The organism is Acidobacteriota bacterium, assembly GCA_026707545.1.
Lineage (GTDB): Bacteria > Acidobacteriota > Thermoanaerobaculia > Multivoradales > Multivoraceae > Multivorans.
The window spans coordinates 1,152,062-1,174,537 of sequence record JAPOWR010000001.1 but is presented as its reverse complement, the minus strand read 5'-3'; the positions used below and the strand labels follow the sequence as shown (position 1 = coordinate 1,174,537).

13 protein-coding genes and 2 pseudogenes are annotated in these 22,476 nt (G+C 69.3%); 8 read left to right on the top strand and 7 right to left on the bottom strand.

Going from position 1 to position 22,476, the window contains the following annotated elements; genetic code table 11:
- Positions 1-5 precede the first annotated feature (5 nt).
- On the bottom strand, positions 6-950 hold the full coding sequence (locus tag OXG83_04540) for an HRDC domain-containing protein (protein ID MCY3964286.1): 945 nt from the start codon (positions 948-950) through the stop codon (positions 6-8).
- Between the two features lie 111 nt (positions 951-1,061).
- A pseudogene (locus OXG83_04535) lies at positions 1,062-2,132 on the bottom strand (ATP-dependent DNA helicase).
- An 88-nt stretch (positions 2,133-2,220) separates the two neighbouring features.
- On the opposite strand from OXG83_04535, the gene OXG83_04530 reads away from it, so the two are divergent.
- Positions 2,221-3,225, top strand: coding sequence for a glutathione S-transferase (locus OXG83_04530; GenBank protein ID MCY3964285.1), 1,005 nt, complete (start codon positions 2,221-2,223; stop codon positions 3,223-3,225).
- 47 nt (positions 3,226-3,272) lie between these two features.
- On the opposite strand, the gene OXG83_04525 is transcribed toward OXG83_04530, so the two are convergent.
- Complete coding sequence (locus OXG83_04525; GenBank protein ID MCY3964284.1) at positions 3,273-4,019, bottom strand: enoyl-CoA hydratase-related protein; 747 nt, start codon at positions 4,017-4,019, stop codon at positions 3,273-3,275.
- Positions 4,020-4,063: 44 nt separating this feature from the next.
- Between OXG83_04525 and OXG83_04520 the strand changes: the two genes are divergently transcribed.
- From OXG83_04520 to OXG83_04505, 4 genes are read left to right on the top strand one after another with little or no spacing between them, the layout of a single operon-like run.
- Complete coding sequence (locus OXG83_04520) at positions 4,064-7,126, top strand: TonB-dependent receptor (GenBank protein ID MCY3964283.1); 3,063 nt, start codon at positions 4,064-4,066, stop codon at positions 7,124-7,126.
- Positions 7,126-8,415 (top strand): CHAT domain-containing protein, encoded by a 1,290-nt coding sequence (locus tag OXG83_04515; protein MCY3964282.1) that lies wholly within the window; start codon positions 7,126-7,128, stop codon positions 8,413-8,415. The genes OXG83_04520 and OXG83_04515 overlap by 1 nt, the downstream gene beginning before the upstream one ends.
- Positions 8,416-8,425: 10 nt before the next feature.
- Positions 8,426-8,920 carry a hypothetical protein gene (locus OXG83_04510; protein MCY3964281.1) on the top strand — a complete coding sequence of 165 codons (495 nt, stop codon included), beginning with the start codon at positions 8,426-8,428 and terminating at the stop codon, positions 8,918-8,920.
- A gap of 52 nt (positions 8,921-8,972) precedes the next feature.
- The gene (locus OXG83_04505) at positions 8,973-12,032 is read left to right on the top strand and encodes a TonB-dependent receptor (protein MCY3964280.1); all 3,060 of its coding nucleotides are present in this window, start codon (positions 8,973-8,975) and stop codon (positions 12,030-12,032) included.
- 12 nt (positions 12,033-12,044) lie between these two features.
- Here the strand turns inward: OXG83_04505 and OXG83_04500 are convergent, their stop codons facing one another.
- Together OXG83_04500 and OXG83_04495 are read right to left on the bottom strand one after the other, a co-directional pair.
- On the bottom strand, positions 12,045-13,181 hold the full coding sequence (locus OXG83_04500) for an acyl-CoA dehydrogenase family protein (protein ID MCY3964279.1): 1,137 nt from the start codon (positions 13,179-13,181) through the stop codon (positions 12,045-12,047).
- On the bottom strand, positions 13,181-14,368 hold the full coding sequence (locus OXG83_04495) for an acyl-CoA dehydrogenase family protein (protein MCY3964278.1): 1,188 nt from the start codon (positions 14,366-14,368) through the stop codon (positions 13,181-13,183). The genes OXG83_04500 and OXG83_04495 overlap by 1 nt, the downstream gene beginning before the upstream one ends.
- Before the next feature lie 98 nt (positions 14,369-14,466).
- On the opposite strand from OXG83_04495, the gene OXG83_04490 reads away from it, so the two are divergent.
- Entirely contained in the window at positions 14,467-16,056 is a 1,590-nt protein-coding gene (locus OXG83_04490) for a peptide chain release factor 3 (GenBank protein MCY3964277.1), read from the top strand.
- Positions 16,057-16,068: 12 nt separating this feature from the next.
- Here the strand turns inward: OXG83_04490 and OXG83_04485 are convergent, their stop codons facing one another.
- Positions 16,069-16,413: a ribonuclease HI gene (locus tag OXG83_04485; GenBank protein ID MCY3964276.1), complete on the bottom strand. Its 345-nt coding sequence runs from the start codon at positions 16,411-16,413 to the stop codon at positions 16,069-16,071.
- A 120-nt stretch (positions 16,414-16,533) separates the two neighbouring features.
- A pseudogene (gene rnhA, locus OXG83_04480) lies at positions 16,534-16,974 on the bottom strand (ribonuclease HI).
- 62 nt (positions 16,975-17,036) lie between these two features.
- Between rnhA and OXG83_04475 the strand changes: the two are divergent.
- Both OXG83_04475 and OXG83_04470 read left to right on the top strand, forming a co-directional pair.
- On the top strand, positions 17,037-20,249 hold the full coding sequence (locus tag OXG83_04475; GenBank protein ID MCY3964275.1) for a glycosyl hydrolase: 3,213 nt from the start codon (positions 17,037-17,039) through the stop codon (positions 20,247-20,249).
- A gap of 3 nt (positions 20,250-20,252) precedes the next feature.
- Positions 20,253-22,466, top strand: coding sequence for a DUF5916 domain-containing protein (locus OXG83_04470; protein ID MCY3964274.1), 2,214 nt, complete (start codon positions 20,253-20,255; stop codon positions 22,464-22,466).
- The last annotated feature ends 10 nt before the right edge of the window (positions 22,467-22,476 follow it).

Genomic DNA, 22,476 nt, shown 5'->3' with positions numbered 1-22,476 from the left:
TTGTGTCACCTCGGGTCCGGCTTCCCCGCCGCCGCCACGATTCGCAGCAAGGCGCCGCCGAATCGCTTCACGGTCTTCGGACCGATGCCAGGAATCGCAAGCAGGTCGTCGCCACTGCCCGGTTTCACCGCTGCGACGGCAGCAAGCGCCCTGTTCGAGAGCACGGTGTACGCGGGCCATCGCCGCTTCCGCGCCTCCTCCAGACGCCACGCCCGGAGCGTCTCCACGAGTTCCGGATCCGCGTCGGCCCCGTTGATCTCGGGCGCCGGAGCGGCTCGCCGACGCTGGCGTTTCGCGGGCTCGTCGGGCGGATCGTCCGGAAGCATCACCTGCCCCGCCAGGTCGACCCCGCGGCGCCGGCCGCTCGGCGTCAGGCCGGCACGCTGGTAGCGAATCGTCTCGCCCTCCTTCTGGAATGAGTCGTCTTCGACGAACAAGACCCGGGCCTGGCCCAACGCGCCAAGCAGGTCCTCGAACGCGTCCCGGTCATACGAACCGTGAACGGCCCGGAACTCCTTGAACAGCCGTCCCGTGCCCTGGCCGTCGCGCCGGCGGAGCAGCGACACGACTGTCTCCATCGCCTGCACCTCCTCCGGCAGAGCCTTGCGAAAGCGTCGTACCAGGCACGCTTCCGATGCGCAGACATCGCACAATCCGCAGGATTCGCCGCTGTCCGCGCGGTCCCCGAAGTACCGGACCAGGCGCAGCATGCGGCAACCCCGGTGATCGGCGAAGCGGGTCATCTCGTCGATCTGGTCCAGCCGGTGCCGGCGCTGAGCGGAGTAGGCCCGCTGCCACGATCTGCCGCTCCCGGGAACGCGGGCATCCCGTCTGCGTCCGCCGAACGGCTTCCCGACGCCACCGGCAACGACCTCGCCAGCACGGGCGCCTGCGCGCGTCGCCGTCCGGCTGGCCGCGGGCGCGGCCCGGCGGACGCGGTCGCCGCCCACGATCCGCGCGGCGCCGTGGATCCGCAACTGATCCAGCGCCGCCTCGAAGACGCGATCCGGGAAGCTCAGACGCCTCGCGAGTTCGTCCACTTCGACCGGTGCCTCACCGAGGGCTTCGTGCAGCCGCTTCAGGTACGTGAGCTCCGGATACGTCAGGCCGTGCAGGAACTCCTGGGTCCTCCGATCGGCCCAGGAATACAGGAGCAACGCCCGGGCCGGCTTGCCGTCACGCCCCGCCCGGCCGATCTCCTGGTAGTAGCCCTCCACCGTCGCCGGCATCGCGGTGTGGATCACCGTGCGGATGTCCGGCTTGTCGATCCCCATGCCGAAGGCGGTGGTCGCCACCACGACCTCGATCTCGTCGCCGAGGAACGCTGCCTGCACCTCGTCCCGCTCGGCAGTCGGCAGACCGGCGTGGTACGCGGCCGCGGGGAACTCGTCGGCCAGCCGACCAGCGAGCGCCTCGGTCTCCTTGCGTGTCGGCGCGTAGGCGATTGCGGGCCGTCGATCCGGTTCCCCCAGCACCTCCGCCACGATCGCCGCCCGCGCCCCGGTCCGCTTCTGGATCACTTCAACCGCCAGGTTCTCGCGCCGGAATCCGTAGATGTAGCGCTGGTCGCCTTCGAGGTTGAGCTGAGCGGTGATGTCGTCCTGGATGCGCGGCGTCGCGGTCGCGGTCAACGCCAGCACCGGCGCCGGCCGCAGGCGAGGCAGGCGCTGCCCCAGGAGCCGGTAGTCGGGCCGGAAGTCATGTCCCCACTGAGAGATGCAGTGCGCTTCGTCGACCGCGATCAGGGCAGGCCGGCAACGCTCGAGGAACTCGATGAAGCCGGGCACGCCGAGACGCTCGGGAGCGATGAACAGAAAGTCCAGCTCGCCGTCGCGGTAGAGCCTGCACGCCTGCCGCGACTCGCTCCGTGGGCGGCCGGAGTGGATCCGTTCGGCGCGCAGGCCCAGCTCGCGGAGCTTCGCCGTCTGGTCCTCCATCAGGGCGATCAGCGGCGAGAAGACGAGGGTCGGACCGCCCCGCAACAGGCCCGGAAGCTGGTAGCAGAGCGACTTGCCGGCGCCGGTCGGCATGACGACCAGGCCGTCGGCGCCCTCCGCCGTGCGACGGCACACCTCTTCCTGGTGCGGACGGAAGACGGTGTGGCCGAAGACGCTCCGCAGGCGCTGTTTCAAATCGAGAGCCGTTGCCTCCACGCTGGGAATCCTCCTAGGATCAGCCTCCTTCGTCTGACAACGACTCCCCTCCAGGAGGCTCCTGCCAATGGCCCGACCCTACCGAATCTTCGGCGGAGAACTCTCTCCGTACTCCATCAAGGTCCGCTCCTACTTCCGCTACAAGGGAATCCCCCACGAATGGATCCCCCGCAGTCCGGCCAACCAGGACGAATTCCGGCGCTACGCCAGGCTGCCCCTGGTGCCGCTCGTCGTCACACCCGACGACCGCGGCATGCAGGACTCGACGCCGATCATCGAGGCGATGGAGGCCGAGTTCCCCGAACCCTCGATCCACCCGCCGGACCCGACCGCGGCCTTCGTCTCCGTGCTGCTCGAGGAGTTCGGCGATGAGTGGGGCAACAAGTGGATGTTCCACTACCGCTGGGCGCGGCCCGCGGACCAGGAGTCCGGTGCCCGCCGCATCGCCCAGGGCATGAACCCCGGCGCCGACGAAGAGACCCTCACGGCGATGACCGCCCAGGTCCGGGAGCGGATGGTTCCCCGCGTCTGGTTCGTCGGCTCGAACGAGCAGACCGCGCCCCAGATCGAGCAGTCGTTTCTCGACACGGTCGACCTGATCGAGGCCCACCTCGACGGCCGCGACTATCTGTTCGGGGGCCGTCCGGCGTTCGGCGACTTCGGCGTGGGCTTCCAGATGCACCAGGCCTGGACGGACCCGACGCCTGGCCGGCTGCTCGAGGAGCGGGCGCCCCGCACCGTCGCCTGGGTGAACCGCCTGGTCGACCCGACCGCGAACGGCGAGTTCGAGGACTGGCCATCCCTCTCGCCGACCCTGACGCCGCTTCTCGAACAGCAGGTTGGCGCGATCTTCCTGCCATGGAGCGTCGCCAACGCGACCGCCATCGCCGGCGGCCAGGACGAGTTCTCGATCGACCTCGGCAGCGGCGAGTGGACCCAGAAGCCGCAGAAGTACCATGCCAGGTCCCTGGCGGCACTCCGCGGCAAGTACGGCGAGCTCCCGGAGCGCGAAGAGATCGACGCGGTGCTGGAATCGACCGGCTGCCTGCGGTGGCTCGCGGCCTCCTGGTGAGGTGGGGGCTGGGGCCAAACACGGAGTCTGCGACGGGTTTGGCGGCGCTACTCCCGGCGCCGCCAGAACTTCTCCATCTCCCTCCTGGGTCCGTCCGTGCCGTAAGCGGCCCGGAACGCCGAGACACCGGCCTCCACTGCCTGATCCAGCGGCAGGTTGAGCCAGCGGCCGATCAGGCGCTTCTGCAGCGACAAGGCGTCGGGGCTGAGTCGCAGTAACCGCTCGACCTTGGCGTTCACCGCCGTCTCGAGATCCACGGGCGGAACGACCTCACCGACCAGCCCGATCCGCGCAGCCTCGGCGGCGTCGATGGGATCGCCCAGGAACAGCAGCTCCCGGGCCCGGACGAGGCCCACGACGTGAGGCAGCAGGGCCGCCTCGATGACCGAAGGCAGGCCGACATGGGGTTCCGGCATCCCGAAGATCGCGTCGTCCGCCGCGATCGACAGGTCGCAGGAGACGAGGAGTTCCAGGCCCGCGCCCAGGGCCGCTCCGCGCACCTCGGCAACCACCGGCGCCGGATGCTCGCGGATGGCCAGGAAGGCCCGGTGCAGCCCGCGGATGAAGCGCTCGGCACCGACTGCATCTAGATCCTCCATCTCGCGGATGTCGGCGCCGCCGCAGAAGACGCCCTCACCGGCGAGGATCACGACGCGTGGGCTCGCCTCGGCCGACGCGACGACGGCTTCGCGCAGCGCCGCGGTGGTCGCGGAGTTGAGAGCGTTCGCCTTCACCTGCCGCGTCAACGTGATCCGGGCGATCTGGCCGTCGGATTCGAGCCGAACGTTGGACATCGGTCGGGCATCGTACTCGGTTCGGCCGGATAGGCTCGCCGGCCATGTCGACGGCCACCCGCCCGTTGCGCTTCGCGGCCGCGCTCATCTTCCTCTGCGCGGCACCCGGGATGGCTCAGGAGAAGACCAGCCCGGAGCCAGTCGACGAGCACGAACACGCCGAGGCCGACGGGGCCGACCACGCGCACGAGCACCACAGCCACGAGTTCGAGACCTTCAGCCATACGGTCACGGTCACCGGTTCCTGGATCCCCGGCACTCCCGAGGACGCGGCGCAGCCGGTTTCCGTCCTGTCGCGCGACGACCTGGAAGCGGAGGGTTCGCCCAGCGTGTTCGACCTCATCCGCAATCTCCCGTTCAGTCTCGGAGCGGACCTCGGCTCCGAGCAGTTCGGCGTGCGCGCCGGCGCGGACCGTTCGAGCCTGAACCTGCGTGGCCTCGGAGCCAGCCGCTCTCTGGTCCTCCTGAACGGGGATCGCCTGACCTGGTCGCCGGGCGCGATCCCCGACCAGGCGCAACTCATGGTCGACACGAACGTTCTTCCGATGGTCGCCGTCGAGCGGGTCGAGATCCTGCGCGACGGCGGCGCGGCGACCTACGGTTCGGACGCGATCGCCGGCGTGATGAACGTGATCACCCGCAGCCACTTCGACGGCTTCTCGTTCGAAGGCAAGCACAGTGTGATCGACGGTTCGAACGGCGACGGCGAGATCGGCCTGATCGGCGGCCGGCCTTTCGCCGGCGGCAGGGGCCATGCCGTCGGGTCGTTCGGCCTGGCGCGGCGCAGCCCCATCCGCTTCCTCGACCGGCACTGGGCGCTCACGCCCTATGCCGACAATCCGCGCGGCGGCTGGTCGGGGACCGGCCGTCCGGCGACGTTCTATCCCCTCTCGGGCGTCCCGGGGATCCGCGACCCGAACTGCGAGCGCGTCGGCGGCGCGGTCAGCAGCCCCGACAGTCCACTCTGCCGCTACCAGTACACGGCATTCGACAACGTGGTGCAGGACACGCGCCGCGGGCAGTGGTTCACCGAAGCCTCCTGGGACACGGAGGGCGGCTGGCACCTGGGCGCCGAGGTCCTGCTCGCCCGCAGCGAGGTGCCGTCGTGGTTCACCTCGCCGTCCTATCCGCCGAGCAAGGTGATGGACACCAGCCGTTCGATGCGGGCGAACAATCCTGGACTGATCGACATGGCCAGGCTGTACCCGGAGCTCTACGGCCCCTATGCCTCCTGCGACGCGCCCTACTGCCTGTGGCGGGGTGACGGAGGCGCCCAGGACGCCGCCGGCATCGACGCCGCCTGGCAGGAGGTGGCCTGGATTCGCGGCCGGACGTTCGGCCAGGAGGGACCGCTGCGGAGCTACTTCCGCGAGTCTGAGACCGAGCGGATCGCCTTCGACTTCGAAGGAGTGACCGGGGAGACCCTGTGGGCGTTCCGCGCCTCCTGGTCGGCCGCGAATCGGAGACTCGAGGACGGCGACGTCCTGGACTACCGCCTGCGCCGCGCGCTGGCGGGGCTCGGCGGCCTTGCCTGCGAGAATCAGGTGCCGAACGAACACGACGGCGACGGCAACCTGAGCTTCTCGCTCGAGACGCTGCGAAGGCACGCCGGCCAGGGCGACTGCAGGTACTGGATCCCCTTCTCCAACTCGATCAGGCCCCACCCCGCCGTGCCTGGCGTCACGAACCCCGACTACGATCCGGCGTTCGACAACGGCCACCTGTTCGACTACCTGACCACGGTCCTCGGGACTCGCGGCGAGACGACCCTGTTCGTGCTGGAAGCCGTGGCCAGCGGCCTGCTGGGGTGGAATCTCCCCGGAGGCGCGGCGGAGTACGCGGTCGGCGCCCAGTGGCGCGGCGAGACCTACGAACTCACGCCCTACTCGGTCGGCGCCGCACCTCCTCGCGGCGGCGCCCTTCACGACATGGAGTTCTATCCCTGCCCGGGCGGCCCGGAGATCACCTCCTGCGACAACCCGGAGGGCCTGTTCGTCTACCTGCCGGCCGGCTTCTCGACCGAGGCCGACCGCGGCATCGGGTCCGTGTTCGGCGAACTCTCGTTGCCGCTGGCCTCCTCGCTCGACAGCCAGCTCTCGCTGCGCTTCGAGGACTACGGCGGGGACGTCGGCTCGAGCCTCGATCCGAAGGTCGCGCTGCGCTGGCAGGCGACCGAAGCGTTGGCGCTGCGCGGTTCGTTGGGGACCACGTTCCGTGGCCCGACGCTCAACCAGACGGTCTCCGGCATCGCCGAGACCACGCGCGTGACGATCGGTCCCATCGGTACCGCGAAGCCGGTCCACATCCACGGCGATCCCGCGCTCGACCCGGAGTCGGCGACGACCTTCAATACCGGCCTGGTGGTCGAGCGGAGCGGTCTGGCCGGTGCCGGCAGCAGACTCTTCGCCACGCTCGACTACTGGCGCTACGACTTCACCGATCCGCTCGTCATCCAGCCCTTCAGCGCCCTGATCGGACTCGCCTGCCCGCCCGCCGACCATCCCCTGTGCGATCCGGGCTCCCTCTGGTTCGACGCCCTGACCATCAGCGGCGCCACGCCGACGATCGAGAATCTCGACTCCGTGTCGGTGCGGATCGTCAACGGGCCGGACATCGAGACCGACGGCATCGACTTCCGGGCAGAGTTCGAGGCCGACGCAGGCCGGGGACGACTTCGCCTGGGCGCGTCGGCCACCTACGCGCTGTCCTGGCGGATCGACGGTTGGGAACTCGGCGAGGCATACGACGCAAAGGGCCGGCTGAACTTCGACACCTCCCTCGCGCGCCCGCTCCCGGAACTCAAGGGCCGCGCCTTTGCCGGCTACTCGCGCGGTTCGTTCACCGGCCGCTGGAACCTGAACTACACCGGTTCCTTCCTCCAGGACGCGCCGGCGCCGTGGGGCGACGACTACCCGGTCGACGCCCACGCCACCCACGACGTCCACGTCTCCTGGTCCCTGCCCGGCGACCGCGCCACGCTCTTCGCCTCGATCCTCAACCTGGCCGACGAGGATCCGCCGCTGATCTTCCGCCCGGCAAACTACGACGCCTCGACGCACGATCCCCTGGGCCGGATCCTCAGTATCGGCGTACGGTTCGAACTCTGATGACGACGGGCAAGACACCGGGGAGGCGGACGTCGTCTGCCACCTGGACCGGCGCCGTGATCCTGAGCCTGTCGATCGTAAACGGGCCGACGGCCCGAGCACAGACCGGTGGAAACGCGAGTTCTCTCCCCGACCATCTCCGGCTGACCGCAGACGGAGTCGCGACCCTGGTGTACGATACCTCTCCCGGCCGTCCCATCGGCCTGACCTTCGTTCCAGGGTCAGGCGACGATCCAGTCGAACTGAACCTGAACGCGAGCGCCGAGGATCTGCGGCCTCTCGTCGCGGAGGTCCGTGAACTCTCGCTGCTTCGGCCACCGGCTTCCCTTGGTCGGATCGTCCGCCTCGGAGACGAGTTGGGAGATGTCCTGCTTGGCCCGATCGCCGAACAGCTCAGGACCGTGTCGCGCGTCGCCCTGTCGGCCGACGGACCACTCAGCGACCTGCCCTTCGGCGCGATCCGAGCCCCCCGGTCGATCGACCCTCAGGGCCGTTACCTGATCGAGACGCGGACTCTGTGCTGGATCGACCCGGCGCTGGGCGCCGGTGCCGCCGACGACCCGTCAGCGGTCGAAAGGCCTGTAGCGCTGGCGATCGCCGACGCCGTCTACCGGCCGCCGGCACGGCCTCTCGGCGCCTCGATGAGCGACGGTGGCATCTCCTGGCGCCAGCACGCCGCGCGCCGCAATCAGGCGAGCACGATCCGCGCGCTGGGCGTGCCGGTGGTATCCCGCGCCGGCCAGGCCGCCTCGCCCGCCCTCTTCTGGGAGTCGATCGAAAGCTACGCCGTCCGGTTCCTGCACCTGGCGGTGGAAGCGCGGATCAACCCGGGGGACCTCGAAAGGTCGGCTCTGCTGCTCTCCCCCGTGAGGTACGACGAGCAGGCCATTCCCGTAGCCACAGACGAGCTGGCGTCGAGACTCGCCCTCGAACGCGAATCGCTGGTCGTCCTCTCCGGCCTGGACACCGGAGACCACGGCGTGGGCCCCGGCCCGTTCGTTCAGGCCTTCGGCGCCGCGGGCGCGGGTTCCGTCGTCGCGTCGTTGTGGCCGGTCGTTGACGAATCCGCCACGCACCTCTTCGCCGCCTTCTACAGCAACCTCACCCAGGGAGCACGCCCTGCCGCGGCGCTCCGGCAAGCCCAACTCGGGCTCCTGGCGGAGCCGCTTCGTTTCGAACAGGGTGAGAGCCGGGAGCCCGTGGAGTTCGACGCCTCCCATCCGTACTTCTGGGCGGGCTACCGGATCTATCGGGCATCTGCAGAAACCTGTGCTTCGAGACCAGCGTAGAATCCCGGCCATGACTCGCCGCGCCCACCGTCTTCATCTTCGTGCCGCCACAACCATCCCCCTCCTTGCCTTGTTGACGCTCTGGGGCTGTGGCGACTCTTCGCCCGCACCCGCGACGGCGGTCGGCGACGACCCCATCGCCACGCTTCTCGCCCTGCCGATGGAGCGGCTGATCGCGTACGACGCGGAGATCGAACTGACGGCCGAGCAGGAGGAGATCAAGCGCGCCGCGCTGACCCCGATTCCGGCGCCCTGCTGCAGCGACCGCTCGGCTTACACTTGCTGCTGCCAGTGCAACCTGGGCCGGGCCTGGTGGGGCCTGTCGAAGGTGCTCATCACGGAGCACGGCCAGAGCGCGGCCGAGGTCCAGTCGAACGTCGAACGCTGGATCCGGAACGTACGCCCCCAGGGTTTCGCGGGCGACTCCTGCTACACGGGGCGCTGCTCCACCGCGGCAAGGCACGACGGCTGCTCGGGCATGAACCCGAACCGGATCGTGAGCTGACTCGCCACCGCGATTCAGTTCCAAGCCGCCGATCCGAAGGGAGCCTGAAGTCATGGCCCCGGCATCGACCTCCCGGCAAGCTCTCCTGCTGTCGCTGATTGCCGTCTGCTGGGCAGCCTCCGGGGCGGCCCAGGAAGCTGTACCGGACCAGGCTGAGGAAGCCGAGCAGCACGAACACGACTCGGCGGACCACTCCGGCCACTCCCACGAAGTCGAGACCTTCAGTCACACGGTCACGGTCACCGGCTCCTGGATTCCGGGAACCCCCGAGGACGCCGCGCAGCCCGTCTCGGTCCTGTCCCGCGACGACCTGGAAGCGGAAGGCTCGCCCACGATGCTCGGCGTCATCCGCAACCTCTCGTTCAGCCTTGGCGCGGACCTCGAATCCGACCAGTTCGGCGCGCGCGCCAACGAGGACCGCTCGACGCTCAACCTGCGCGGCCTCGGACCGAGCCGATCGCTCGTCCTGCTCAACGGCGACCGCCTGACCTGGTCTCCGGGCGCCATCCCGGACCAGGCGCAGCTCATCGTCGACACCAGCGTCCTGCCCATGGTCGCGGTCGAGCAGGTCGAGTTCCTCCGTGACGGCGGTGCCGCCACCTACGGCTCCGACGCCATCGCCGGCGTGATGAACGTGATCACCCGAAGCCACTTCGACGGTCTGTCTTTCGAGGGCAAGCACAGCGTGATCGACGGTTCGAACGGCGACGGCGAGGTCGGCCTCATCGGAGGCCGACCGTTCGGAAACGGGCGTGGTCACGTAGTGAGTTCCCTCGGTCTCTCGCGGCGGAGCCCGATCCGGCTTCGCGACCGGGACTGGGCCATTCGGCCCTACGCCGACAATCCCCGGGGCGGCTGGTCGGGGACCGGGCGGCCGGCGGTGTTCTACCCGCTCTCGGGCGCACCGGCGATCCGCGACCCGAACTGTGAACGCGTCGGGGGCGCGGTCAGCAGCCCCGACAGCCCGCTCTGCCGGGTCCAGTACACGCCGTTCGACAACCTGGTGCAGGACACGCGCCGCGGTCAGTGGTTCACGGAGGCCTCCTGGGACACGGAGGGCGGCTGGCATATCGGCGCCGAGTACCTGTTCTCCAGGGGCGATGTGCCGTCCTGGCAGACGTCGCCGGGCTATCCGCCGAACAAGGTCGTTGATCTCACCCGCTCCGTACGGGCGAACAACCCGGGGCTCGTCGACATGGCCCGGCTCTACCCGGAGCTGTACGGCGCCTACGCCTTCTGCAACGCCCCCTGGTGCGGCTGGCGGGGAGACGGCGGCACCCAGGACGCGGCGGGAATCGACCCGGCCTGGCAGGAAGTGGCGTGGATCCGGGGCCGGATGTTCGGCCAGGAGGGTCCCCTCCGGAGCCACATCCGGGAGTCCGATACGGAGCGATTCGCGTTCGACTTCGAGGGGGTCACCGGCGAGACGCTCTGGGCGTTCCGGGCCTCCTGGTCGAGGGCCGTTCGCAACCTTGAGGACGGCGACGCCCTGCAGTACCGGGCCCGGCGCGCGCTGGCAGGTCTCGGCGGCCTTGCCTGCGAGGCGCAGGTGCCGAACGAGTACGACGCGGGCGGCAACCTCAGCTTCTCCCTGGACACGCTGCGCCGGCACGCGGGCCAGGGCGACTGCCGCTACTGGATCCCGTTCTCCAACTCGATCAGCCCCCATCCCCTGGTGCCGAACGCCTCGAACCCGGACTACGATCCGGCGTTCGACAACGGCCCCCTGCACGATTACCTGACGACGATCCTCGGCAGCCGGGGCGAGACGTCCCTGCTCGTCGTCGAGGCGGTGGCGAGCGGCCTGCTGGACTGGAATCTCCCCGGCGGCGCGACGGAGTACGCGGCCGGCGTGCAGTGGCGAGATGAAACCTACGAGCTGGATCCGTACACGGTCGGCGAACCGGCGCCGCGGGGCGGCGCCCTTCACGACATCGCGATCTACCCCTGCCCGGGCGGTCCGGAAATCACGACGTGCAAGAAGCGCGAAGGCGTCTTCGCCTACCTGCCGCCCGTCTTCCCCATCGAGGACGATCGGGGGATCGGCTCCGTGTTCGGCGAACTCTCGCTGCCGCTCGCTCCCTCGGTCGAAAGCCAGGTCTCGCTCCGCTTCGAGGACTACGGCGGGGACGTCGGCTCGAGTCTCGACCCCAAGATCGCGCTGCGCTGGCAGGCGACCGACGCACTGGCCCTGCGCGGCTCCTTCGGCACCACCTTCCGCGGCCCGACACTGAACCAGACGATCGTCGGAATCGCCGATACGTCGCGGTTCTTCATCGGCCGCATCGGCACCTTCAAACCGATCCACATCCACGGCGACCCGGCGCTCGACCCAGAGTCGGCCACGACGCTCAACACGGGCCTGGTCTTCGAGCGCAGCGGCCTTGGCGGCGGCAGCGGCCGCGTCTTTGCCACCGTCGACTACTGGCGCTATGACTTCACCGACCCGCTCGTCATCCAGCCTTTCAACTCCATCCTCGGCCTCGCCTGCCCGCCCGCGAATCACCCGCTGTGCGACGAGACCTCGCCCTGGTTCGACGGGCTGACCATCAGCGGCGGGCTTCCAAGCCTCGAGAACCTCGACACGCTCGCCGTGCGGATCGTCAACGGCCCGGACATCCAGACCGACGGCATCGATTTCCGCGCCGACCTCCAGACGAACGCGGGCCCGGGACGCCTGACCCTGGGCGCCTCAGGCACGACCACCCTGTCCTGGCGGATCGACGGTTGGGACCTTGGCGAGCCGTACGACGCGAAGGGCAGGTTGAACTACGACACGTCCCTCGCCCGCGCCCTGCCCGAGTTCAAGGGCCGCCTCTTCGCCGGCTACACCGTCGGTTCGTTCACCGGCCGCTGGCACCTGAACTACACGGACTCCTACGTCCACGACGCCCCCGCCCCCTGGGGCGACAACTACCCGATCGACGCCTACGCCACCCACGACCTCCACGTTTCGTGGACCATCCCCGGAGACAAGGCGACCCTCTTCGCGTCCATCCTCAACTTCGGCGACCAGGATCCACCCCGCGTCTTCCGCCAGCTCAACTACGACCCCTCAACCCACAACCCCTTGGGCCGGATCCTCAGCATCGGCCTGCGGTTCGAGCTGTAGGCCGGTTCCGTCCTAGAAGCCGCGCAGGCGGGCGAAGCGCTGGCGGTGGAAGGCGGCGTCGCCGAAGGCGAACTCGAGGGCCCTGGCCCGCTTCATGAACAGGCCGATGTCGTGCTCGTCCGTCATGCCGATGCCGCCGTGCATCTGCAGGGCCTCGTTGGTAACCAGGATCAGGGCATCCGAGCAGCGCGCCTTGGCGTTCGCGACCTGGAGTTCCGCGTCGTCGCTGCCCTCGTCGAGCGCCCGGGCCGCCGCCATGACGGAGGAACGCGACAGCTCGATCTCGATGAACATCGTTGCCGCCCGATGCTTGAGCGCCTGGAAGGTGCCGATCAGAACGCCGAACTGGCTGCGCGACTTCAGGTACTCGATCGTGCGCTCGAAGGCCTCCGTCATCACCCCGAGCATCTCGCCGCAGACGGCGACCGTTGCCCGGTCCACCGCCCTCCTGAGCGGTTCCAGCCCGCCGCCGATGTCGCCCACGACGTTGCCGGCCGCCACGTGAACATCGCTCAGCCGGACGATTGCCGAGTTGCGGGAGTCGACCCGCTGCTGAGCCACGACCTCCAGGCCGTCCGCCGCCGCCGGAACGAGGAAGAGCGTCAGCCCATCGTCACCGCCCTCGGTTCGGGCCGCGATCAGGAAGCCGTCGGCGCCGACGCCGCCGACCACCTGGACCTTCTCACCCGAAAGCGACCAGCCTTCGCCGTTCGCCCGTGCCCTGGTCTCGACCCGGTCGAGCCGGTACCTGCTTCCCGCCTCGAGCAGGGCCGGCGCCAGGCGCTTCTCCCCGTCGATCAGCGCCGGCAGCCAGTCGGCCTGCTGCTCGGCGTTGCCGGCGTCCGCAAGCAGCCCGCCGGCGAAGACGACCGCCGAAACGAAGGGTTCGGGCGCCAGGCCGCGGCCCATCGCCTCCGTGATCAGCACCGTCTCGGCCATGCCCATTCCAAGGCCGCCGTGCTCCTCCGCGAAAGGGATGCCCAGCCAGCCAAGGTCCGCCATCTCGGCCCAGACTTCGGGGCTGAAACCGAGTTCGGCTCCCTCGTCACGGAGTCGCCGCTGGCGATCGACCCCGCCGTGCTTCGAAACGAGCTCGGCCGCGGTCCGGGCCAACATGTTCTGGGGAGCGGTGAGGACCAGCGGAGCCATCAGTCCGGCAACCCCAGCACGCGCTTGGCGATGATGTTCAACTGGATCTCCGAAGTACCTCCCTCGATGCTGTTCGCCCGCGACCGCAGCCAGGTGCGGGTCTGGTTCAGTTCGGCCGGCTCGAAGCCCTCCCCCTCCCAGCCCAGCGCCTGGGGACCCCGGATCGAGAGCATCAGCTCCTCGCGGCGCATGTTGAGCTCCGTCCCGTAGTACTTGAACATCGAGCTCTCCGGCCCGGGCTTGTGCCCCGCCTCCAGCCCGTCGCCGTGACGCCTGATCGTGAGCCCGTAGGACATCGCGTCCATCTCCCACTGGGTCACCCGCTCACGGATCGCCGGGTCAGCGATCCGGCCCATCTCGGCGGCGCCGACGTAGTCGCGCGCCATGTCCGGCAGCGAAGCTCTCGCGCCGCCGCGTCCCATGCCGCCGATCGAGGTCCGCTCGTGGCCGAGCAGCGCCTTCGCCACCGTCCAGCCGCCGTTCACCTCCCCGATGACCTGGTGGACCGGCGTTCGCACGTCGTGGAAGAACGTCTCGCAGAAAGGCGAGGCGCCGCTGATCAGCCGGATCGGCCGCACCTCGACACCCGGCGACGCCATGTCGACCAGGATGAAGGTGATGCCGCGCTGCTTCTTGACGTCCGGGTTCGTGCGCACGAGCATGAAGATCCAGTCCGCCTGGTCGGCGCCGGAAGTCCAGATCTTCTGCCCGTTGATCACGTAGAAGTCGCCGTCCCGCACCGCCGATGTGGCCAGGGAGGCCAGGTCGGATCCGGCGTTCGGTTCCGAGTACCCCTGGCACCAGCGGATCTCGCCGCGCGCGATCTTCGGCAGGTGTTCCGCCTTCTGCGCCTCCGTGCCGTGATCGAGCAGCGTCGGCCCGATCATGCTGTAGCCGAAGCCGGTCAGCGGCAGCGGCAGGGCCAGCCGCCCTATCTCCTCGTGCAGGACGGCCGCCTCGTCGCGGGAGAGGCCGGCGCCGCCGTACTCCTCGGGCCAGGTCGGCACCGAGAGTCCCCGATCGGCCGCCGCCAGCAGCCAGTCGCGGCTCTCAGGATAGATGAAGGGCGCCTTGCGGCCGCCTGCAGCCCAGGCGTTCGGGTCGGCAGCCTTGCCGCGCAGGAATTCGGGCGCGTTGCCCTCGACCCAGGCGCGGGCTTCCTCACGGAATGCGGACAGATCACTCATGCAGTTACCTCGGGCGGCTGTTGCCCCGGCCAAGCGGGACGGGCCGGCATTCTGGCACGGCCCAGGCGGAGCGCCCGACTATAGACTCCCGCGCCGCCATGACCACCCTCGCCGAAGCGGTTTCCCGCCGCCGCACGTTCGCCATCATCTCCCACCCGGACGCGGGCAAGACCACGCTGACCGAGAAGCTCCTGCTCTACGCCGGCGCGATCCAGCTCGCCGGCGCGGTGAAGGCCCGCGGTGAAGCCCGCCGGGCCCGCTCGGACTGGATGAAGGTGGAGCGAGAACGAGGCATCTCCGTCAGCGCCTCCGTCATGACCTTTGAGTACGAGGGCAACACGTTCAACCTGCTCGACACCCCCGGCCACGAGGACTTCAGCGAAGACACCTACCGGACGCTGACGGCGGTGGACTCGGCGGTCATGGTCCTCGACGCCGCCAAGGGCATCGAAGCGCAGACGCGGAAGCTGTTCGAGGTCTGCCGCCTGCGCGACATGCCGATCACGAGCTTCATCAACAAGCTGGACCGCGACGCGCGGGATCCGTTCGATCTGCTCGACGAGATCGCCGACACGCTGCAGCTCGAGGTCGCTCCGATGACCTGGCCTGTCGGCATGGGACGGAGCTTCCAGGGAAGCTACGACCTGATCGCCGACCGGCTGATCCTCTTCGCGCCGGGAGACAGGGAGCGACGAGCCGCGGAACGAGTCGTTCGCGGCCTCGACTCCCCGGACATCGACAGGGCGATCGGCGGGGAACCGGCGGCCAGACTGCGCGAGGAAGTCGAGATGGTGCGCGAACTCTGCCCGCCGTTCGACGCCGACGCCTTTCTTGCGGGCAACCGGACTCCCGTCTACTTCGGCAGCGCGCTCCGCAGCTTCGGCGTCGGTGCTCTCCTCGACGGCCTCGCCCGCCATGCGCCGGCGCCGCGGCCGCAGCAGGCGGCCGAGCGCACCGTCGCGCCCGGCGAGAGTCCCGTCACCGGCTTCGTGTTCAAGATCCAGGCAAACATGGACCCGAAGCACCGCGACCGGATCGCGTTCGTGCGCCTGTGTTCGGGGCGCTTCCATCGCGGCATCCGCCTGTTCCATCCACGCAGCGGACGTACCCTGAACATCCACAACCCGGTCCTGTTCCTGGCCCAGGACCGGGAGCTCGCCGAGGAAGCCTGGCCCGGCGACATCATCGGCATCCCGAACCACGGCAACCTGCGCATCGGCGACGCCCTGTCCGCCGGGGAGCCGATCCGCTTCGTCGGCGTTCCCAGCTTCGCCCCCGACCTCCTGCGCCGGGTCCGGCCCGATGATCCGTTGCGCGCCAAGCATCTCGGCCGCGCGCTGCTCCAGCTCGCGGAAGAGGGCGTGGCGCAGGTGTTCCGCACCCGGAACGGCAACGACTGGATCGTCGGCGTCGCCGGCACCCTCCAGTTCGACGTCCTCGCCGACCGCATCCGCACCGAGTACGAGGTGCCGGTCCGCTTCGAATCGACGGCGATGTCCCTGGCACGCTGGATCGAGGCGGACGACGACCGGACCGTGCGCGACTTCGTGCGCCGCAACGAGGCGAAGATCGCGCACGACCACAACGGCGCGCCCCTGTTCCTGGCCGCCAACCGCTACTGGCTCGACCGCGCCGCCGAGAACGCGCCGGAAGTCCGATTCCTGGCAACCCGGGAGCAGGCGGTGTAAGGAGCCTGCTCTTCAGAACAGCCCGCGCACCCGCTCCTTCAGCTCCTTGAGCCGCTCCCCCGCATCGCCCGTCGGCGCCGGCCATTGCACCCGCCGCTCTTCGAGCTGGCGGTCGAGCCGGTGCCAGAGTTCGGCGTTCTTGACCGGCCCGCCGCTCTTGGTCCGCCACCGGTTGCGTTTCCAGGCATGGATCCAGAGCGCGGCGCCGCGCCTGAGGTAGTCGTTGCCGGTGTAGACAGCCGCGGCTTGACCGGGCGGCAGAGCGCCGAGCAACTCCAGGACGCACTCGAGCTCGAGCCGGTTCGCCGTCGTCTCCTCCGCCCCGCCGGACCGCTCGACCGTGCCGGCCGGCGTCACCAGTTCGGCGACCCACGCGCCGCGTGTCCCGACGCAACGGACCTTGAGAAAGATGCGCACGCTGTCCGACGGAACGGCTTCATCGGAACCGGGCTCGGCCGCGGCGCCGCCTCCACGAGCCGCGATCTCGGCGCTGGCCAGGGCGTCCACCCGCTCGTTCCACTCGTTGCCGGCATGACCTTTGACCCAGTGCCAGCTCACGCGGTGGCGCCGGTCCAGACCCTCCAGTCGCCGCCACAGGTCGACGTTCTTGACCGCGCCGCCATCGCGACGCCGCCAGCCCTGAGCCCGCCAGCGCGCGAGCCAGGAGGTGATGCCCTGCCGCAGGTACTGGGAGTCCGTGTAGACGTCGACGGCGCTCGGAGCCGTCAGGTGGGCGAGCGCCGAGATCGCGGCCATGAGTTCCATCCGGTTGTTCGTCGTGCTCGGCGCTCCACCGGAGATCTCCTCCGTGCTTCCGGCCGGATGCAGGATGACGGCGGCCCAGCCGCCCGGGCCGGGGTTCGGGCTAGCGCCGCCGTCGGTGTAGATGACGAAGCGGGCGGCGGGCTCGGCGCTCACGGCGGACCCGAATGTACCAGCCGCATGGGGGCTTGTGTCGCGGAGGCGTAGACTACGCGCCGATGATCGACCTGAAGAACGCAGCAGCGCTTCTGGCGATCGTGTTGGCCGTCGGAACGGCATGGAGTCAGGAACAACCGGACCCCTTCGAGGGAATCGAGTTCCGGCTGGTCGGCCCCAGCCGCGGCGGCCGGGTCACCGCGGTCGCCGGGCACCCGTCACACCCCTACACGTTCTACATGGGCTCGACCGGCGGCGGCGTCTGGCGCACGACGAACGCGGGCATCTCCTGGGAGAACCTGACCGATAGGGACTTCAAGGCCGGCTCCGTCGGCGCCGTCACCGTGGCGCCGAGCGATCCGAACGTGATCTACGTTGGCATGGGCTCCGCCTGTCCTCGCGGCAACGTCTCGATCGGAGACGGCATGTACCGCTCGACTGACGCGGGTGCTTCCTGGGAGCACGTCGGCCTGGAACGGGCGGGCGCCATCAGCCGCGTCCGCGTCCATCCGGAGGACCCGAACGTCCTCTGGGTCGGCGTACTCGGCCAGATCTTCGGCAGCAACCCGGAACGGGGCGTCTACCGTTCGACGGACGGCGGCGAGACCTGGCAGCACGTGCTGAGCATCTCGGACGATGCCGGCATCGCCGACCTGGAACTCGACCCCTTCAATCCACGCGTCCTCTACGCCGCGGTCTGGCGGGTCGAGCGCAAGCCCTGGACGCTGATCGACGGCAGCGACGAGGGCGGCCTGTTCCGCTCGACGGACGGCGGCGACACCTGGGAACGCCTCGAGGGCGGTCTACCGACCGGCGTGCTCGGCCGCATCGGCGTCTCCGCGTCGCCGGCGCGCCGCGGCCGGCTGTGGACGATCATCACCGCGGCGGAGGGCCGCGGTGGCATCTTCCGCTCCGAGGACCACGGCGACACCTGGAAGAAGGTGAGCGACGAGCCGGAGCTGCTCACCCGCGGCTGGTACTACAGCCACATCCACGCCGATCCGGCGGACCCGAACACGGTCTGGGGCTCGAACGTCCGCTTCTTCAAGTCGGTGGACGCCGGCGCCACCTGGGAGCGGGTGGGCACGCCGCACGCCGACAACCACGACCTCTGGATCAACCCGGAGCAGCCGCACATCATGGTCCAGGCGAACGACGGCGGCGCGAACGTGAGCGTGGACGGCGGCCGTTCCTGGTCCACCCAGAACAACCAGCCGACCGCCGAGTTCTACCGGGTCACCGTCGACAACCAGTTCCCTTACCGGATCTACGGCGCCCAGCAGGACAACAGCACGATCTCGGTGCCCTCGCGGCCAATGCCCGAGCTGACGCCGACCCAGCACTGGCACTCAGTGGCCGGCGCCGAGAGCGGCCACATCGCCGTCCACCCCGAGCAGCCTCACCTCGTCTACTCCGGCAACTACCTGGGTCGCATCGACCGCTACGACCACCGGAGCGGCACCGCCCGCAACATGATTCTCTACCCCCAGATGCAGGACGGCACGGCGCCCCGCGACCTGCGCTACCGCTTCCAGTGGAACGCGCCGATCCTCATCTCCCGGCACGATCCGGACGTCGTGTACCACACCTCGAACTACGTCCACCGCACCCGAGACGGCGGCTGGACCTGGGAGACGATCTCGCCCGACCTGACGACCGACGACGACGAGAAGCAGGGGGTACCGGGCGGACCCGTCCAGCACGACCACACCGGCGTCGAGGTCTACAACACGATCTTCGCGCTCGCCGAGTCGGCGCGGACGGCGGGCGAGATCTGGGCCGGCAGCGACGACGGGCGCATCCACGTCAGCCGGGACGACGGAGCCACCTGGACCGACGTCACGCCCACGGGAATGCCGGCGGACGGGACGGTCAACTCGATCGACGTTTCGCACCACGACCCGGGACGCGTCTACGTCGGCGTGTACCGCTACCGGATGAACGACTACACGCCGTACATCTTCCGCACGGACGACGGCGGCGAGAGCTGGACCACCGTGACCGACGGTCTGCCGGCCGACCACTTCGTGCGCGTCGTGCGCGAAGACCCGGGAGCCTCCGGCCTGCTCTTCGCCGGCACCGAGTTCGGCCTCTACGCCTCGTTCGACGGCGGGGATTCCTGGCAGTCGTTCCAGTTGAACCTGCCGCGCACGCCGATCACCGACCTGCTGATTCACCACAACGCGGGCAACCCGGACCTGGTGCTGGCGACCCAGGGCCGGAGCTTCTGGGTGCTCGACGATCTTGGCGCCGTGCGCGAGCTCGCCCGGGAAGTCGCTGCCGGCACCGTGCGCAATGTGCCGCGGCTCTTCTCGCCCGAACCCGTGGTCCGCATCGACCGGCCCGGCGGTGGCGGCGGCTTCGCCAACGGCGCTTCGATCTGGTTCGACCTCCCCGTCGAACCGGTGGGCCGGGTCGACCTGGCGATCTCGCCTGACGGCAACGACCGGGTTCTGCGGCGCTTCGTGTCGTTGCCGGAAGGCGAGGAGATCGAAGCCGGCGAGGACGAGCGTCCACGGATCGAGTCCTTCGAGGCAAAGGAGGGCCTCAACCGGGTCGTCTGGAACCTGCGCGGCCAGGCGCCCCATCTGGTCGAGGGCGCCATCATGTCCCTGTCGTACACAGGCGGCCCCTACCTGCCGCCGGGGATCTACCGGGCAACGCTCACGGTAGCCCGCGCCGACGAGGGGACAGAAGGCGACGCGGAGCCTGAGGAGGACGCCTGGGTAGACAGCCGGACCTTCGAGGTGCTCGCCGACCCCCGGCTCGAAGACATCTCCCAGGCCGATCTCGAGGAGCAGTACGCGATGCTCGACCAGTTGTCGGCGCGGCTGACCGCGACCCACGACGCGATCGCCGGCCTGCGCAGCGTCCGGGAACAGGCCCGAGCCCTCGAGAGCCGTCTCGACGAGGCCGGCGCCTCGGAGTTGAGACCGGCCGTCGAGGCGATCCTGGAACGAGCCGCGGAACTCGACGAGCGGCTGATCCAGTCGCGCAGCCGCGTCTCCCAGGACGCGCTGAACTTCCAGCCCCGGATCGACAACCAGTACGCGTACCTCTACACTCACGTCTTCGGCAACACCGCCCGGCCGACGGCCGGAGCGCGCCGTCGTTTCGAGGATCTCGAGGCCGAACTCCTGCCGATCCTCGAGGCCGTCTCCGAGTTGACCGGACCGCAGCTTGCAGAACTGAACCGGCGAGCCCGGGAGTTGGCGATTCCCGCCGTCCAACCGCCAACCGACCGCGCCGCAGACGAGACTCCAGCACCGCCATAACTGATGCCGCGAATCCCACTTCCGGGCGGCGCTCTCGCGCTGATCGCCCTCCTTGCGGCCGGCGACGGCGTCGCGGCGGCCCAGGTCGAGATGCAAAGCGATCGTCCCCGTCTGCGCGCCCAGCGTCTAGCCGAGGCCCCCATGATCGACGGCGACGTGCTCGGCGAAGAACTCTGGCTCGATGTCGACTTCGGCACCGGCTTCCAGCAGGTGGAGCCGTTTGAAGGCCAACCGGCGAGCGAACGGACCGAAGTGCGGATCGCCTTCGACGACGCCAACCTCTACGTCGCTGTCATCTGCTTCGACCGGGACGCGGCATCCCTGGCCATTTCCGACAGCCGGCGCGATGCTTCGCTGCGGAACGAGGACAGCTTCCGGGTCATTCTCGACACCTTCGGTGATCGGCAGAACGGTTTCGTCTTCGGCACGAACATCGCGGGCATCCAGTACGACGGCCAGTTCACGAACCAGGGTCGCGGCGGCGGTTCCTCCAGCAGCTTCAGTTCCGGCGGCGCCAATCTGGACTGGGACACCTCCTGGACCGTCCGGACGTTGAGCGGCGACTTCGGCTGGAGCGCGGAGATGGCGATTCCCTTCCGCAGTCTCCGGTACGGATCGGGCCGCGCGATCTGGGGCCTGAACTTCGAACGCAACATCCGGCGCAAGAACGAGACCGCGTTCTGGGCGCACCTCGGCCGCCAGCACGACCTGTTCCGGGTGTCGGAAGCCGGGCACCTGGTCGGCGTGGAGCCGCCGCGCCAGCGTAATCTGCAGTTGACTCCCTACGTCCTGAGTTCGGGGCGCGAGAACGTGGACGGCAGCGCCGACGACAGCGAGGTCGGCATGGACCTCAAGTACAGCGTCACCCCCAGCCTGACGCTCGACGTCACCGTCAACACCGATTTCGCCCAGGTCGAGGTCGACGATCAGCAGATCAACCTGGACCGCTTCAGCCTCTTCTTCCCCGAGAAACGGCCGTTCTTCCTCGAGAACTCCGGCCTCTTCCGCGTCGGCCGCCGGTCCTCGTTCCGGGGCGGCACCGAGCTCTTCTTCAGCCGGCGGATCGGCCTGAGCGGCGGTGTGCCCGTTCCGATCCTAGGTGGCGCCCGCCTGTCCGGTAGGGCCGGCGGATTCAACGTCGGCTTCCTGAACATGCAGACAGACGACCTGGGGGACGTCCACGGCAACAACTTCACGGTTGCGCGGCTCGGCCGCGAGTACCGCAACCGGAGCAGGGCCGGCGTGCTGGTCGTCAACCGGCAGGGCACCGGCTCGCTGGCGCCGGACGGCGACTACAACCGGACCTACGCCGTCGACGGCCAGATAGGAATAGGGCAATTCACGGACATCTCGGGCTGGGCGGCCCGGACGGAGACCCCCGGCCTCACCGGCCGGGACCATGGTTTCGGCCTCGACGGCGGATACAGCTCCCCGTTCTGGCGCTGGCGTCTCGGCTATGCCGAGATCGGCGAGGACTTCAACCCCGAGGTCGGTTTCCTCAGCCGCTCCGGCTACCGCCAGTTCAACGGCTACATCCGGCGCCGCTTCCGCCCGGCCGGCGAGGGCCGTGTCAAGGAGTTCGGTCCGCGCGCCTTCTACGACGGCTTCTGGAACTTCGACGGCTACAAGGAAACCCAGCGCTACTCCGTCGGCGGCGAAGTCGAGTTTCGCAACGGCGCGCAGATCAGCCTTTCCGTCGGCGGCCGCTACGAGGGACTGCTCGAACCCTTCACGCTCGCCGGCATCGTGCACGTACCCGCCGGCGAGTACGACGACCACGGCTTCTTCCTGTTCATGAACACGAACCGGGGCCGGGCCGTGAGCCTCTTCACCAGAATCCAGGGCGGCGGCTTCTTCGGCGGCAACCAGCTCGTTCTGGATCCGTCCCTGAGCATCCGGCTCGGCGACTACCTGACCTCCGAGCTGAGCTGGTCCTACAACGACATCGACTTGCCCATGGGCGCCTTCAAGACCCACCTGGGGCGCCTCCGCGTCACCTACGCCTTCAGCACCAGCCTGCTCCTCCAGGCGCTGATCCAGTACAACGACCTGACCCACAGCGTGAACACGAACGTCCGCTTCAGTTGGCTGAACGAGGCGAACCGGGGGCTGTTCGTCGTCTACAACGAGATCTCGGAGTTCGGCCTGCTCGGCCTGGATACGCCGGACCGTAGCCTCGCGGTCAAGTTCAACCGTACCTTTGACGTCTTCCGCTAGGGCCACGGGA